The sequence below is a fragment of the Terrirhizobium terrae genome (genome assembly GCF_030323265.1).
In the GTDB taxonomy this organism is placed as follows: domain Bacteria; phylum Pseudomonadota; class Alphaproteobacteria; order Rhizobiales; family Rhizobiaceae; genus Neorhizobium.
In genome coordinates, this window is record NZ_CP104991.1 from 572752 (window position 1) to 587302 (window position 14551).

The window sequence follows — 14551 nt, forward strand, 5'->3', positions numbered from 1 at the left end:
TCAGATCGACTTGAGCGAAACCCGCTTCTCCAGCTCAGCCGCCTCTTCCCTCCGCTCGCTATATCGGTCGGTGAGGTAGGACGAGGCATCACGGGTCAGAACGGTGAACTTCACCAGTTCCTCGCAGACATCGACGACGCGATCATAGTAGGATGACGGCTTCATCCGGCCATCGGTGTCGAATTCCTGAAACGCCTTCGCAACGCTGCTCTGGTTTGGGATGGTGATCATCCGCATCCAGCGGCCGAGGATGCGCAATTGGTTCACAGCGTTGAAGGACTGGCTACCGCCGGAAACCTCCATTACCGCCAGCGTCTTGCCCTGGGTCGGGCGGACGGAGCCGAGCGACAGCGGGATCCAGTCGATCTGCGACTTCATGATCCCGGTCATGGCCCCGTGCCTCTCCGGGCTGATCCAGACCTGGCCCTCCGACCACTGGGTCGCTTCGCGCAGCTCCTGAACCTTGGGATGGCTGACGGGTGCCTCGTCCGGGAGCGGCAATCCGGCCGGATCGAATATCCGCACCTCGCATCCGAGGCGTTCGAGCAGCCGGCGGACTTCAAAGGCAAGGAGACGGCTATACGACACTTCCCGGAGCGATCCATAGAGGATCAGGATTCTGGGCCTGTGCGTCGAGAATGCCGGGCGAAGGGATTCTGGCGAGATCGGCAGAAGATGGTCGTCATGCAGTGCGGGAAATGTGTCAGACAATGCGCTTTCCTTCCTCGTCGAGGACCTGCTCGCCGTCTTCCTTGGTGAACGGTCCTTTGAAGGCGTCGACCGGCAGGATGTCGAGCACGACCTCCGAAGGGCGGGCCAGCCTGGTGCCGAGCGGCGTAACGACGAGCGGCCGGTTGATTAGGATTGGGGTGGCGATCATCGCGTGCAGCAACTGCTCATCCGTCAGGCCCGGATTGTCGAGGCCGAGTTCCACATAGGACGTGCCCTTCTCACGGATCGCTTCCCGGACCGTCAGGCCGGCATCTGCGATCATCTTCGAGAGCTGTTCGCGCGATGGCGGGTTCTGCAGGTACTCGATGACGGTGGGTTCGATCCCGGCGGCGCGGATCAGTGCCAACGTGTTGCGAGACGTGCCGCAGGCGGGATTGTGATAGATGGTGGCGTCCATGGTCAGGTCCTTTCGATGATGGTGTTGCGTGAGACGGCCGGTGATGCCTCATACCAACCCTTCGATCGGTTCACGATCCAGACGACCGAGAGCATCACGGGCACCTCGATCAGGACACCGACGACGGTCGCAAGTGCTGCGCCCGACTGGAACCCGAAGAGGCTTATGGCGGCGGCAACCGCGAGCTCGAAGAAATTGCTGGCACCGATGAGGGCGGACGGCCCGGCGACGCAGTGGCGCTCGCCTGCCATGCGGTTCAGAAGATAGGCAAGCCCCGAGTTCAGGTAGACCTGGATCAGGATCGGTACGGCCAGCAATGCGATGATGGCCGGTTGGGCGATGATCTGCTCGCCCTGGAAGGCGAATAGAAGCACGAGCGTGGCGAGCAGCGCGACGAGCGATACCGGCTGCAGCTTCGCAAGCAAGCGGTCGAGCGCGCCCGTCGTGCCATCGACCGTCAGGTAGCTCCGAAGCACCTGGGCGATGATGACGGGAACCACGATGTAAAGCACGACCGACAGGGCAAGCGTCGCCCAAGGGACGGTGATGGCCGAGAGGCCGAGCAGCAGACCAACGATCGGTGCAAAGGCGACGACCATGATCGCGTCATTCAAGGCCACCTGCGAGAGCGTGAACAGCGGCTCGCCCCGCGTCAGGTTCGACCAGACGAAGACCATGGCCGTGCAGGGTGCCGCAGCAAGAATGATCAGGCCTGCGATATAGGAGTCGATCTGGTCCGCCGGTAGATAGGGCCGAAAGAGCCACCCGACGAACAGCCATCCCAGCAATGCCATCGAGAACGGCTTGATCGCCCAGTTGATGATCAGCGTGACGCCGATCCCACGCCAGTAGGAGCCGACCTGCGCCAACGACCGGAAATCGATCTTCAGCAGCATGGGAATGATCATCAGCCAGATCAGGATCGCAACGGGGATATTGACCTTGGCGATCTCGGCGCCGCCGATGACTTGGAAGATGCCCGGCATCAGGTGGCCGAGGGCAACGCCGACGGCGATGCAGAGGAAGACCCAGATGGTCAGGTATCGTTCGAAGGTGGACATCAGGCCGACTTTCCCTGTGGCGACGTCGAACCTTCCATCGCACCGATCTGGCGAAGCTTTGTCTCCAGCGCCAGCCGATCGATGGACGCCAGCGGCAGGTTTACGAATGCGAGGATCCGGTTCTTGAGGAAGCGGGCCGCCTGCGCGAAGGCGCGCTGCTTGTCGATATCCAGGCCGGAAACCGCGGCCGGATCCTCGACGCCCCAGTGGGCTGTCATCGGATGGCCGATCCACACGGGGCATGCTTCGCCGGCGGCGCTGTCGCAGACCGTGAAGATGAAATCCATCTCAGGTGCGCCGGGTGCGGCGAACACATCCCAGCTCTTCGAGGAGAAGCCGGTCGATCTATAGCCCAGCGTCTCCAGTTCCTTCAGGGCATAGGGATTGACCTCGTCCTTCGGCTGGCTGCCGGCGGAGTATGCCCTGAAGAGACCATCTCCCTCCTTGTTGAGGATAGCTTCGGCGAGAATAGAACGAGCGGAATTGCCCGTGCAGAGGAACAGCACGTTGTAGGTCTTGTCAGTCATGGTCGTGGTCCGTGTTAGGTCGGAGGCCTGTTGAGCTTCATGATGGTCGCCGACGATGGGCAGATGGAGGAAAGCTGGCGGGTTGCAAGAACGGCTGCCGGCACTTCGGCCCGCGGCACCTCTGAAAACCCGATGGTCGAAAAGAACGTTGCGGCGCTTGTCGTAGCGAGGAAGACATCGCCACCGACGCCTCGCAGCGTTGCCTCGACGATAGCTCGTCCGAACCCATAACGCCGATGTTCCGGCAGAACGACAACAGACCGCAGCAAGTAATCGCCGGCGCAGCGTTCGAGGCCGGCATATCCGATCGTTTGGCTGTCGCCTGAGACGGCTTGGAAGAAGGCGCGGCCATCGTCTTCAATGTCATCGGTCGGGAGATCCGCGGCACGGAGCGCCTCGCGGAGGCGAGCGTCGCTACCGGCCACTTCGTGCAATGCGATCGCGCTCAACATGGCTTCGCTCCCGGCGCGCAGCATGGCGTCAGTTCTGCGATCAGGGGAGCGCAAAGCTCCGTCGAACCGCCACAGCAGTCCTTCAGCAGGAATAGTGTCAGGTCGCGCAGGCCGTCGAGGTCGGCCCGGTAGATGATCGATCGGCTCTGGCGCTCGCTCTTGACCAACCCCGCGCGAGACAGCGTCGCAAGATGCGCCGACATCGTGTTCTGCGGGACATCGAGGAGCCGGGCGAGTTCGCCAGCCGGAATGCCATCCGGCTCGTGACGGACGAGGAGCCGAAATGTCTCGAGGCGGGTATTTTGTGCCAAGGCCGAGAGGGCCGAAATCGCGCTACTGCTTTCCATATATCCAGAATAATGGATATAATAGATGTGTCAAGACGTCTGTCACTGTGTGTCTGATACTTACACCTAGGATCAGCGAGCAACATCGGTCGCGGTTTACCGTAGCGCCCTCAGGGCATTCAGGATTACGGCCAGGTCGATACCTTCCTGTAAGAGCGCTCCCTGCACCGGTGAAAGATATCCGAACGCGGCGACGATCATCGCCGTAATGGATAGTCCCAGCCCTGCGACTGCACTTTCGAGCGCAATCCTCCTGCTCCGACGCGCAATTGTCATTGCTTTGGCAAGTGCCTTGAGTTCGTCGACCATGAGAACGACACTCGCAACCTCAGACGAGGACGCGCTGCCTCGAGCTCCCATCGCGACGCCCACATCGGCGGCTGCGAGCGCTGGAGCGTCGTTGATTCCATCACCCACCATCATCACAGGACCGCGGTGCCGCTCGCCCCGCACAATCTTCACCTTGGCCTCAGGCGACAAGTCCCCGAGGGCCAAATCAGCTCCGACAGCTTTTCCCATGCTTTCTGCAACGATGCTGTGGTCGCCGGACGCCAATATGATCCTGTCGATTCCTGAGGCCCGTAAACTTTCGAGGACGCTGACTGCATCCGGCCGCAATTGGTCCGCAAAACTCAGGACGCCGGCAAATTTACCGTCCATACCAACGGCTACTGTCATCGTGTTCGGTAGATCGCCAGCTTCCCCCATCTCGTCCATGTTGTCACCATCCGAGACAGAGCAACGCTCGCGCACAAAACCGGTGCTACCAACGATCACGCTTCGGCCCGCCACGCGCCCCTCCAAACCTGAGCCCGGTGTCTCATCGACATTGCTCGGAGGGACGAGAGCCAGTCCTTGATCCGTCGCTTCACGGATCAGCGCGGTCGCCGTCACATGGGCGGAGGCCTGGTCGAGACTCGCAGCATATGTGAGCAGGTCTTGTTCAGTCACACCATTCCGTGCCTTTGTTCCCATTAATTTCGCCTGACCGGAGGTTATCGTGCCGGTCTTATCCAGTACGACGGTGCGAACGCCTGCCAGCGTCTCTAAAGCCTCGCTGCCCTTGATCAGCACACCGATCCGAGATGCGCGCGACATTCCAGCGATAAATGCGATCGGGACGGCAAGGATGAGGGGACACGGCGTTGCCACGACAAGCACTGCGACAACCCGCGTTGTGTCCTCGCTCCACCACCACGTCGCGGAGGCAGTTGCGAGCGTGAGCATCAAGAAGCCGATTGCATATCTGTCGGCCAGACGCGACATGGGCGCCTTGCTGTCCTGTGCCGATCGCACGAGGCGCAGGATGGTGGCATAAGCACTCTCGGATGCCTGCCTGCTCGCGATCAGATCGAAGGCCGGGCCGACGCAGGTCGATCCGCTTAGTGCCTCCTCACCCCTGCCCAAGTTTTGGGGTAGCGACTCGCCCGTGAGCGCAGACAGATCCAGAACGGCAACATCGCTCGCGATGCGGCCATCGAGCGGCAGCACTTCACCCTCCCGGATTAACAGCCTGTCCCCCGGATGGACGTCGCCGAGTGCCACCTCCTCAAGCGTATCGCCTCGATATCGCATTCCGGTTCGCGCGACCCGCCTCAAGAGGGCGCTCATCTCCCGTCTGGCCCGTTGTTGGGCAAGATCCTCCAGCCACTGGCCGCCTGCATACATTAAAGCCACAACGTTTGCGGCCAGATATTCGCCAAAGACAAGAGCAGCGGACATAGAGATCAGGGCTACAACATCGAGGCCGAACTTTCCGTCCCGTAACGCCTGAATTACCTGTGCCGCAAGCGCAGCGATCACCACACCAGATGCCAAAGACCATGCAACAGGGGGCAAGTCAGAGAGACGAAAATAGTGGCCGAGAAGCCCGATAACCAAGCCCGCAGCCGCCACCGTCACTAGGAACGCGACGCGATATCCTTCCATCGCAACACCGGGCAACGCTCTCATCCGAAACCTCGATCAACGCCACTATCGTCCTGACTTCAGCGATCTTGCTCAATGGCCCGCCGCAATTTGCGCACCGAAACGGCCTTTGATCGTAGGCCAAGTGGTGGGCAAAAATCCCTTTTCACAGCAGCTTTGCATCCAGCTACCGCGCTAGCAACACTGGGATCAAAGGTTGTCGGAGTATCGTTTCCGTCGTGCCTCCCAAAATGCGTTCCCCCAAGCGTGAATGACCGTAGGCTCCCATCACGATCAGATCTGCATCGATGCTTTCTGCATGCCGCTGCAGGACAATGGCCGGATCGCTGTGTTCACTCAGCAGCCGATCGATAACGAACCCCACGCCATGACGTGACAGGAAGGCCCCGACATCACCCCCATCTTCCTCCACGGCTTCACCATCAAGCCCAGCAATTGCCAAATGAACCTGGTGCGCGTCTTGAAGGAAGTTGATTGATGACCGCACTGCGATCCAAGCCTCGCGCCGGCCATCCCAACCGACGACGATCCGTTTTGGTCGAAGGGTGCCATCCTTTCTTTTGGGAAGAAGCATCAAGGGTGATGAAGAACGAAACAACACACCGTCGACTATTCGCCTAGTAAGTTGAGGATCGCTTGTCATGGCGCCACCGATAACTGTGATATCCGCGGAATTGGCATGGATGGCGACTTGGCGCGAAATATCCCCCGAGGTACAGAAAACCGGCTTAATATCCCCGTCCAAACCGCGAGCTTTCAGCACTGGTTTCAGAGCGCTGGCTTGACGCTCCAGGCGGTTATATTCCTCCCAGATTAAGGTGAAGGGACTGTCACCGGCCAACCCTGGGCCTCCGATCAAGGGAGGTGGGATAACGGAAACCAGGATGGCCCCTAGTTCCGCCCCGGCATCGCTTGCCATTCTCGAGACGGCGACCAAATCGTCGTCGCCTTGATCCAGCCCAATTATAGCCAGGACGCATTTTTTTGACATGTCTGCCCTCCCTTTGCTCTGATCCCGCCTGTAGCAATCAACTTACTGGATAGATCTAACGGCTAAATTAGAAGCGCGAGATGATGTATGTCATGTCGTCGAGATGCTTATTGTGCATCGGGTGGCCGTTTCCTTTCGATCGCCATCCGGATCGTAATTGTCTAACGTCACCTCGAGGTAGATCTGGTCACGGGTTCAGATCTAAAGAGCCGGAGCGATCTCCTGCAAAGCGGCATTCTTCCGAGCCTCGGCGTTTGTCTGCGAGCAACTGAGCCCGATGACCCCTACACATCGGCTCCATAGCAGAGCCTCCACATACCGAGTCGCGATTTTTAACAGCGCATTTAGTCGGTTTAGAAGAGCAAACACCCGCCGACCTCAATTGGGGCCCTCGAAATACATTCGGGAGGCACAGTCCTGTGCTGCGTAAAGATCACGATCATCGTCCCCAGTGCCCGGAACATGTCCACCCCTGCGGTCAGCAAGCAACATCCAATTCCATTGCTCGACCTGATTCCCAACAATACCATCCGGCCAAACGTGAGCCACCTCGACGCTTGAATTCAGGCCGATCCACCGGTCGCTATTCGGTGGCAGTAGCCACCTGAGTGATTGCCGTCTCATGATGTGCCCTAAAAAACGCCGCCAGCAGCGTGATGGCATGCTTTTAGATTGATTCCAATCTTGAATTTGGTACGCAGTTTCATGGCTAGAGACAATAAAACAACAGCGCTGATTTTAGAGGACGAGCTCTTCATCGTCCTCGACATTGAAGAGGTGCTTTTGTCCCTTGGCTTTTCTGAGATTGTCAGCTTTTCCACGGCATCCGAAGCTATCGCCTGGCTGGAAGGCAATGAACCGGCAGTTGCTATAATCGACTTGAGGCTCAAGACTATGACCAGTGAGGTCGTCGCTGCCAAATTGAAAGCCAGCAACACGCCGACAATCGTCTATTCCGGGAATGATTTCACCCCCGGTGTCGATCATGAGCTATTTGCCGACCTTGAATGGGTGTCTAAACCCGCCTCATCCTGCGCGCTACGCGTGGCCATTCACCGCGCAGCGCTGACAACCTCCGCAGACTGTGTGTCGCCGCGACATTCACCTTAATACCGACGTAACCATCTCCTTTCCGGTCATTTTAACAGTCGCTATTTTATAGTGTGCCGAAATAAAGCAGGTTCGGCAGCATGAAATATCTTCAGTCACAGTGGTTCCTACGTTGGGCACTCCCTCCTTCCTTTCTGTTCTGATCTGCGGATTGCTTTTCTTCACATTGCAATGGGCAGCTGAAAAAGCCGACACCATCGCCGCTGGACGTCAAAAGGACCTCGTCCTCCTCACGGTCGGCAAGCTCAGGGCGTCGGTGGCCCACGATCAGGAAAGTGCGACTGTATGGGATGATGCGGTTCGCAACTCAGTGCAGCGCGATGTCCCCTGGCTGGATGCTAATCTGGGCGTCTGGATGCACACCTATTTTCAGCATGACGCCGCAATCGTACTCGGCAAGGATCTAAAACCACTATACCAGTTTGTTGCCGGGGAAGATCATCCGCCGCGTACGGACGAGCTTGCAACAGCTTACCTACCACTAGCTCGCCGACTTCAGCAGCGCCTTATCTTAAGCGATGCTGCAGGCACCAGCGACAGTGTGTTATCGATCGGTGAGGCGGACCTCGTTTACGTCGGCGTTAGGCCGGCAATTGTGAGCGTAAAACCAATCGTCTCTGACACCGGTGAGATTGAGCAGCAACCGGGGAAGAAAATCTCCATGTTGCTGTTCGTTTCCTTGATGGAGACTTGCCGGCTTCAATCGGCATGGAGTATCAATTCGCCTCGCTTGCATTCAGCCTGCAGCAACCAACGCAAAAAGATCTTTCTTTTGTACCTCTCCGTGCGCGGGATGGTGCCGTCATTGGCTACTTCCATTGGGAGCCGTTCCGCCCTGGATTAAGTGTGGTGAGATCTACATCTCCCGCACTTGGCGTAGCGCTGATTGTTGTCTTTGCTGCTTCAAGTCTGGCGGGCGGAGCCATTACCCGGCGAACGGCTTACCTGGCGTCTAGCCAGGCCGCTTTGAGGCACCAGGCTCGCCATGACAGTCTAACCGGCCTAGCCAACCGAGCCTTTTTCAATGAGGAGTTGGAAGCACGAATACGGTCCGCGCCGGCAAGTGAGCAACACTGCGTGCTGTTTGTTGACCTCGATCGTTTCAAGCAAGTCAACGACACCTTTGGACATCCGGTGGGCGACAAATTGATCGCTATGGCTGCCTCAAGGATGAAGAGCCTCCTACCCTCCGCTATGATTGCCCGGATCGGCGGAGATGAGTTCACCATCCATCTCCAGGGAAAATACACCGACGAAGCAGCACAAATTTCCGACGACATAATCGCCTGCCTCAAAAGTCCGTTCGAGATTGACGGCATCCATGTAGCAATTGGAGCAAGCATCGGGGTGGCATGCTCGTCTGGCACAGTCGAACACATAGAACTTACTCGGCAAGCGGACATCGCGCTATACCATGCCAAAGCTGCTGGCAGAAACAGATATGCCATCTTCGGCGACCACATGGACCAACTTCTCCGCGACCGCCGAGCGCTCGAGCAGGATCTCCGCGTCGCTCTTGAAGCTCGTGACCAGATGGAGGTCTATTACCAGCCTGTCTACACAGCGGATGGCGCCGGACCATGCTCACTCGAAGCACTTGTTCGGTGGAAGCATCCCCTGCGAGGACACATCTGCCCCGATGAGTTTATTCCCATCGCAGAAGAGACAGGACTTATTCAGGAAATCGGCGCAGTCGTCCTTCAGGATGCGTGCAGCGTTCTTGCGGAACTCCCTCCATCACAGTTTCCATCAATGCTTCGGCACGTGAGCTTGAATCAGCGTCGTATCCGTTGCGCGTTCTGAGCGCTCTTGCGAAGTGCCAGCTGAAGCCCGAGCGGCTAGAGATTGAGCTCACTGAGAGCTTGTCCATTGGTGACAATATTCAGCTCGACCGAAGCATCATGATGTTGCGCCGAGCTGGCGTCAAAATAGCGATCGACGATTTCGGTACCGGCTATTCAACCTTCTCCAGAGTCCAGAACTTCGATGTGGACCGAGTGAAAATCGACAAATCCTTCATTGATGACATGCATCGACCGGACAGCCGAGCCCTCGTCGCCGCCATCATCAAGATGGCACAGGCTAAAGGACTGCTGATTACGGCTGAGGGAGTTGAAACCGCCGAACAGCAAGAGCAACTCAGGTCACTCGGCTGCGATAACCTCCAAGGCTTTCACCTCTCGATGCCTCTGCCTCGTCACGTCGTCATGGCTCGTTTGAAAACAGCGTCCCAGACAGGTTGATCGCTCACCTGCCTTATGTATTTTTACGTGATCGCCAATAGAAGACCGATCATGTAGGCCGTCAGGAGGAGGACCCTGAGGATGCCCGAAGTGTTCGGTCGTTTTGTTAAAGACAGGGGCCTTTGTCCGCAGAACCGGTTCCACAGACCGTGGCCATGCGTTCAACATCTCTTCACGCCGCCCAGTTTCGAAAAATATCGATGCTTGCTGTGCACCATAAGTTGGGGAGAGAAGCGACTAAATGCTCAAACCCTATATCTTAGCCCTCGGGTTCCCCGTAGGCTTGCGGCGTTGAGGTGTCGCGCCATGAATCATATTCTTCCGCACCAACTTTATTGGGCTCGTTCCGACAGATATGACCACGGGCGGATCACTGTCGTGGAAGTTTCAACTGTGTTCGGTGAGAGCCAGGAAAACTGGACACTGGCAGTCCCTGGCTCCGATCAGCATTTCATGATAGACGATTTCGAACTACTCTCTCTTATAGAGCGGCCCGCGACAATTGTGCGCCTCCATGCTGCGGAGTAGGACGCGTCACTGCCCATATAGGTCGACAGTCGTACGTCGACGTTACGATATCATCTCTTCGACAGTTCCCGTTTTTGCGAACAACTCAATTAGGGCACGCAGGACAACCGCTACCGCGGCCGATGAACACGAATAGTAGACCGTCTGGGCCTCACGTCGCGTCATGACAAGTTTGCCATCGCGTAACTTCTTCAAGTGCTGTGACAATGCGGACTGGCTTAGACTCACTTTTTCCGCCAACGACGTCACATCCCATTCGCGTTGGGTAACGAGCTCGAGCACCTGAAGGCGCTTGGGATGAGCAAGAAGCGCAATAAAATCGGCAGCAGAGCTGGGCGAGAAGGAAAACTGAGCGTTCATAGGATCCCGTCGACATTTGCGCTGGATAGATTCGAGCGTCAGAAAACCTATATATATGGAATTTCGAATATCTAAATGATGACTTTGTGCCCGAAAGCGTACAGTCTAATGGAATGGGCCGACTGGCTGGCTTGCCGGCCACTTCGCTCACTCACTCGATGACCTGAACTACACGGCGGGACTGCGGTTCAACAATGACCCGGCGGTCGTTGACGAGAGCATATCCATAGTTTGGATTTTCTGGGACCTGCTGTACCACGACGGTCTGAGGCAGCGGCTCGCCCACAACCACCCGTTCCTGAACGATGACGCGCTCCGTCGGCACTGGCGCTTCGCGAACGTAGGTCACGACGCGCTGCGGGGGCGGGTCAATCGCGGTTCCGGCAATTGCTCCAACTACACCCCCTACAGCAGCACCAACAGGTCCGCCGACGATGGCGCCCGTAACCGCGCCGCCGGCGGCACCGTTGACTGTGGAATTCTGAGCGAGCGCGGAGCTCGCCATGACCAGACAGGAGCCGACCAGTACTGCATGTTTGATTGACATTTGAACCTCCCATTGCGTCTAATTACGCGCGTCAAGAACGCGGACAGACCGCATTCGTTCCGGACTGAAGATGTCGCCCCATCCGGCGGAGGAGGCCCTGACTCAACTGCGCAAAATCCCACCCTCTTTGGCCGCGATTCCAAAGCCCGCACGGCTACATCGTTGCTCGCCAAATAGTTGCGGCATCACGGATGAAAGTAAAAACTGCGGCGCCCGCGGATCGCATTTAGCTAAAATTCAGCTTTCTCATTTAACACTCATTGCCAAAGCAACGCGAGCAAATGAACCATGACTGCGACCTCGACCGTAACCAAGCCCCTTTGGCGCAAGATTACACTTTACGGATGCGGCGCGGTGCTGTTCACCAGCGCTGCCATTGGCGGGGTGGCTTGGTACGAGCAGCGAACAATAAACGATAAGGCGCTCTACAGCAAAGCAGCTAGCGACTTGCAAGTCATCCAGACGGACATGGATGCTATTCAAAGGTCTGCATCGGCATTGGCTCTGGTCCTCGCAGGTGAACCTGATATGCCTGGACTGATCGCTAGCAGTGACCGCCAGGGTTTGGTCAACAAGCTGTCGAAGAATCTTACTCTGATGGCACAGGCCGGCGGTTTGCAGCTCGTCACAATCGCGGATGCGAAAGGCAACGTTGTCGCCCGCATGCACGCACCCGACAAGTTTGGGGACAACTATCTGGGTCGCCGCAAGACGGTCGCATCTGCCATTGCATCCGGCAAACTATCGGCGGGTATTGAATCTGGCAGGACTGGAATCGGTATGTATGCGGTCGCCCCCGTCGTTGTTGATAGCCGGGTCGTTGGCGTAATTGATATTGGAACCGAATTGTCAAACCCCTATTTCGCACCTTTGGCAGAGCGGCTGGGCGCGGAGATATCGGTCAACGTGCTTCAGGATGGCAACATCGTCAATCAGTCTTCTACCGACGGTAACCAAGCTTTTCTTGAAACCTCCTTGCTGCAAAAGGCTCTCGACGACAAACCGGTTTTCGAACCAGACATTCTTGACGGTCGTGAAATGTTTATCAAAGCGGTTCCATTGAGCTCGTTCGCCGGTGAGAAAATCGGGGTAATCGAAGTGGGAACGGATGCGACTGACATTCTTGCGGCTGCCCGTGCCTCGCTTTGGACCATGCTCGGCATCACCCTCGTCATTTCGCTACTTGCTCTGACTGCGTTCTTTCTGTTCGCCAAATCGCTCGGTAATGCTATCGGCCGACTGACGTCGACGATGGGGCGCCTGGCTTCAGGCGACCTTACTACCAAGATTGAGGGTGAAGACCGCCTGGATGAAACCGGAGCCATGGCGCGCGCTGTACAGGTGTTCAAGGAAAACGCGCTTAAAACGAAGGAACTAGAGCGCCAGGCCGACGAGCAGCGCAACCTGACCGAGGAACAGCGCCGCCTCAACACCGAGGAAGCGCGTACCCGCACCGAGCAGATGGCGGAAGCTACTAACGGTCTCGCAACCGGTCTCAAACACTTGTCTTCTGGTGACCTAACCTTCCAGCTCAACCGTCCGTTCGCCACCGATTTCGAAAACCTTCGCGCAGATTTCAATTCCACCGTAGAACAACTGCGCGACACTTTGGGCTCAGTTTCGCAGGCTACAAACTCGATCGACAGCGGTTCGCGCGAAGTCAGCCAGAGCGCCGATGACCTTTCCAAGCGTACCGAACAGCAGGCCGCCTCTCTGGAAGAAACAGCTGCCGCCCTCGATCAGATCACTGTCAACGTCTCCAATTCCTCAAAGCGCGCCGAAGAGGCACGCACGGTGGCAATCCAGGCCAATGAAAGCGCTCGCCAGTCGGGTGCCGTCGTTGCCAATGCTGTGCAGGCCATGGGCCGTATCGAGGAATCGTCAGGCCAGATTACAAACATAATCGGCGTTATCGATGACATCGCCTTCCAGACCAACCTGCTTGCTCTCAACGCCGGTGTCGAGGCCGCCCGCGCTGGCGAGGCCGGCAAGGGTTTTGCAGTTGTGGCCCAGGAAGTGCGCGAGCTCGCTCAGCGTTCCGCTAAGGCTGCCAAAGAAATCAAGGAACTGATCGGCAAGTCCTCTGTCGAAGTCGGAACTGGCGTCAAGCTGGTCAAGGATACCGGCGAGTCACTGCGTATGATCGAAGCGCACATCATCACAATCAACCAGCATATGGACTCGATCGCCACATCTTCACGCGAGCAATCGGTCGGCTTGTCGGAAGTCAACACCGCCGTCAACCAGATGGATCAGGTGACCCAGCAGAACGCGGCTATGGTGGAAGAAGCCAATGCAGCCGGCGCAACGCTGGCAACTGAGGCTGGACGCCTGCGCGAACTGATCAGCCAGTTCCAGCTCGGCCAAAATGCCGCCTCGACAAATCCGGCATCGGCCCTGCGCCAGACCGCCGCCGTTATGGCCGCTTCTTCTCGCTCCACACCAAAAGCCTCGCCGTCGCGCGGCATGGTCGGCAAGATCGCAAAGGCCTTCACCGGTGGCGGCGGTGCGGCCACGGCAGCCGCCGCCGATAGCTGGGAAGAATTTTGACCATCTTCGAATAGAACTGAGGTTTCCAATGGCTGGAAGACGTTCCGTCCCCATCGGTCAAGGCAGAAGAGCTGTTCTCTACCCGTCATCAGTCTTAGTTGGATGCGAACCACCCACCATGCGATCTCACACCAATTCCGGTGGCAGCGGTTGGCAAGGCTCCCGGAAAGACTTCGGCCCGGCGCACATCTCTGCGCCTAGCGCGCAGTTTCCTCATCGCAAGAGACTAACATTCGTCGAAGTGCGGTCTGAACGGACAGAGAATAAAAATACATCGACGGGCGCTGTGATGCCGCTGTTCGGGACGATTGATCGCAGACCGGGCCGCCCCCTAGGCTCTCCTCCGAGCGTTTTATCCGATGATGCCCCCAACTTTCTGGTAATCGCGACGAGGGATCGGCACACTGCGCGCAGAATCACGCGCTCAATTTGCTTCGTAGACTGCAAAAGCACCACCAAATTCACTTTTTACCAAACTGTTTCCGGCATGGATAGGGCCGGAGGTACCCAAATGGTGTGGAGCATGGTTTATCTTATTGCTATCAGCGGAATGTTGTTGGTCGGGTTAAGAGCAGGGGCCACGGTCGCGGTTCTTTCCGCCCTGCTTGGATCATTTGTCGGGCCACTTGTCGCCGCATTCCTCGGCGCGACAGAAACCGGTATGTGGGTTGCCGTTGTCGCAGTTCCCGCGATGCTTCTGCTCGGAATGCTGGCCGCAGCCATGATTGATCGCGCCGCTCGAAGGGCTTAGTAGGCGGCTAACAAAGGTCGCATCTC

14 protein-coding genes and 1 pseudogene are annotated in these 14551 nt (G+C 57.5%); 5 read left to right on the forward strand and 10 right to left on the reverse strand.

Going from position 1 to position 14551, the window contains the following annotated elements:
• The 8 genes from arsH to N7E02_RS06750 form a co-directional block, all read right to left on the reverse strand.
• Positions 1-711 (reverse strand): arsenical resistance protein ArsH, encoded by a 711-nt coding sequence (gene arsH / locus N7E02_RS06715; protein WP_286578559.1) that lies wholly within the window; start codon positions 709-711, stop codon positions 1-3.
• Positions 704-1129: an arsenate reductase (glutaredoxin) gene (arsC, locus tag N7E02_RS06720; RefSeq protein ID WP_286578560.1), complete on the reverse strand. Its 426-nt coding sequence runs from the start codon at positions 1127-1129 to the stop codon at positions 704-706. The genes arsH and arsC overlap by 8 nt, the downstream gene beginning before the upstream one ends.
• A gap of 2 nt (positions 1130-1131) precedes the next feature.
• Positions 1132-2190, reverse strand: coding sequence for an ACR3 family arsenite efflux transporter (gene arsB, locus N7E02_RS06725; protein WP_286578561.1), 1059 nt, complete (start codon positions 2188-2190; stop codon positions 1132-1134).
• Complete coding sequence (locus N7E02_RS06730) at positions 2190-2717, reverse strand: arsenate reductase ArsC (protein ID WP_286578562.1); 528 nt, start codon at positions 2715-2717, stop codon at positions 2190-2192. Before N7E02_RS06730 ends, arsB begins: the two co-directional genes overlap by 1 nt.
• Before the next feature lie 14 nt (positions 2718-2731).
• Positions 2732-3169 carry an arsenic resistance N-acetyltransferase ArsN2 gene (arsN2, locus tag N7E02_RS06735; protein WP_286578563.1) on the reverse strand — a complete coding sequence of 146 codons (438 nt, stop codon included), beginning with the start codon at positions 3167-3169 and terminating at the stop codon, positions 2732-2734.
• On the reverse strand, positions 3163-3516 hold the full coding sequence (locus N7E02_RS06740) for an ArsR/SmtB family transcription factor (protein WP_286578564.1): 354 nt from the start codon (positions 3514-3516) through the stop codon (positions 3163-3165). The genes arsN2 and N7E02_RS06740 overlap by 7 nt, the downstream gene beginning before the upstream one ends.
• A gap of 96 nt (positions 3517-3612) precedes the next feature.
• Positions 3613-5469: a heavy metal translocating P-type ATPase gene (locus N7E02_RS06745; protein ID WP_374730624.1), complete on the reverse strand. Its 1857-nt coding sequence runs from the start codon at positions 5467-5469 to the stop codon at positions 3613-3615.
• Positions 5470-5611: 142 nt separating this feature from the next.
• Complete coding sequence (locus N7E02_RS06750) at positions 5612-6286, reverse strand: universal stress protein (protein ID WP_286578566.1); 675 nt, start codon at positions 6284-6286, stop codon at positions 5612-5614.
• Positions 6287-7141: 855 nt separating this feature from the next.
• On the opposite strand from N7E02_RS06750, the gene N7E02_RS06755 reads away from it, so the two are divergent.
• The 3 genes and pseudogenes from N7E02_RS06755 to N7E02_RS06765 all read left to right on the forward strand — a co-directional run bounded on the left by N7E02_RS06755 (position 7142) and on the right by N7E02_RS06765 (position 9789).
• Positions 7142-7546 (forward strand): response regulator, encoded by a 405-nt coding sequence (locus tag N7E02_RS06755; protein WP_286578567.1) that lies wholly within the window; start codon positions 7142-7144, stop codon positions 7544-7546.
• 112 nt (positions 7547-7658) lie between these two features.
• Entirely contained in the window at positions 7659-8390 is a 732-nt protein-coding gene (locus N7E02_RS06760; RefSeq protein ID WP_286578568.1) for a CHASE4 domain-containing protein, read from the forward strand.
• Between the two features lie 5 nt (positions 8391-8395).
• Positions 8396-9789: pseudogene (locus N7E02_RS06765) on the forward strand (putative bifunctional diguanylate cyclase/phosphodiesterase).
• A gap of 570 nt (positions 9790-10359) precedes the next feature.
• Here N7E02_RS06765 and N7E02_RS06775 read toward each other — a convergent pair.
• Positions 10360-10677 (reverse strand): ArsR/SmtB family transcription factor, encoded by a 318-nt coding sequence (locus N7E02_RS06775; RefSeq protein ID WP_286578570.1) that lies wholly within the window; start codon positions 10675-10677, stop codon positions 10360-10362.
• A 151-nt stretch (positions 10678-10828) separates the two neighbouring features.
• Entirely contained in the window at positions 10829-11224 is a 396-nt protein-coding gene (locus tag N7E02_RS06780) for a DUF1236 domain-containing protein (protein WP_286578571.1), read from the reverse strand.
• A 288-nt stretch (positions 11225-11512) separates the two neighbouring features.
• Here N7E02_RS06780 and N7E02_RS06785 point away from each other — a divergent pair, with 288 nt between their 5' ends.
• Positions 11513-13774: a methyl-accepting chemotaxis protein gene (locus N7E02_RS06785; RefSeq protein ID WP_286578572.1), complete on the forward strand. Its 2262-nt coding sequence runs from the start codon at positions 11513-11515 to the stop codon at positions 13772-13774.
• Positions 13775-14285: 511 nt separating this feature from the next.
• Positions 14286-14525 (forward strand): hypothetical protein, encoded by a 240-nt coding sequence (locus N7E02_RS06790; RefSeq protein WP_286578573.1) that lies wholly within the window; start codon positions 14286-14288, stop codon positions 14523-14525.
• Positions 14526-14551 lie beyond the last annotated feature (26 nt).

Excerpts from the sequence above, each read along its gene's own strand:
- arsC (WP_286578560.1), bottom strand. The coding sequence starts at position 1,129 with ATGGACGCCACCATCTATCACAATCCCGCCTGCGGCACGTCTCGCAAC.
- arsB (WP_286578561.1), bottom strand. The coding sequence starts at position 2,190 with ATGTCCACCTTCGAACGATACCTGACCATCTGGGTCTTCCTCTGCATC.
- N7E02_RS06730 (WP_286578562.1), bottom strand. The coding sequence starts at position 2,717 with ATGACTGACAAGACCTACAACGTGCTGTTCCTCTGCACGGGCAATTCC.
- arsN2 (WP_286578563.1), bottom strand. The coding sequence starts at position 3,169 with ATGTTGAGCGCGATCGCATTGCACGAAGTGGCCGGTAGCGACGCTCGC.
- N7E02_RS06740 (WP_286578564.1), bottom strand. The coding sequence starts at position 3,516 with ATGGAAAGCAGTAGCGCGATTTCGGCCCTCTCGGCCTTGGCACAAAAT.
- N7E02_RS06745 (WP_374730624.1), bottom strand. The coding sequence starts at position 5,469 with ATGAGAGCGTTGCCCGGTGTTGCGATGGAAGGATATCGCGTCGCGTTC.
- N7E02_RS06755 (WP_286578567.1), top strand. The coding sequence starts at position 7,142 with ATGGCTAGAGACAATAAAACAACAGCGCTGATTTTAGAGGACGAGCTC.
- N7E02_RS06775 (WP_286578570.1), bottom strand. The coding sequence starts at position 10,677 with ATGAACGCTCAGTTTTCCTTCTCGCCCAGCTCTGCTGCCGATTTTATT.
- N7E02_RS06780 (WP_286578571.1), bottom strand. The coding sequence starts at position 11,224 with ATGTCAATCAAACATGCAGTACTGGTCGGCTCCTGTCTGGTCATGGCG.
- N7E02_RS06785 (WP_286578572.1), top strand. The coding sequence starts at position 11,513 with ATGACTGCGACCTCGACCGTAACCAAGCCCCTTTGGCGCAAGATTACA.
- N7E02_RS06790 (WP_286578573.1), top strand. The coding sequence starts at position 14,286 with ATGGTGTGGAGCATGGTTTATCTTATTGCTATCAGCGGAATGTTGTTG.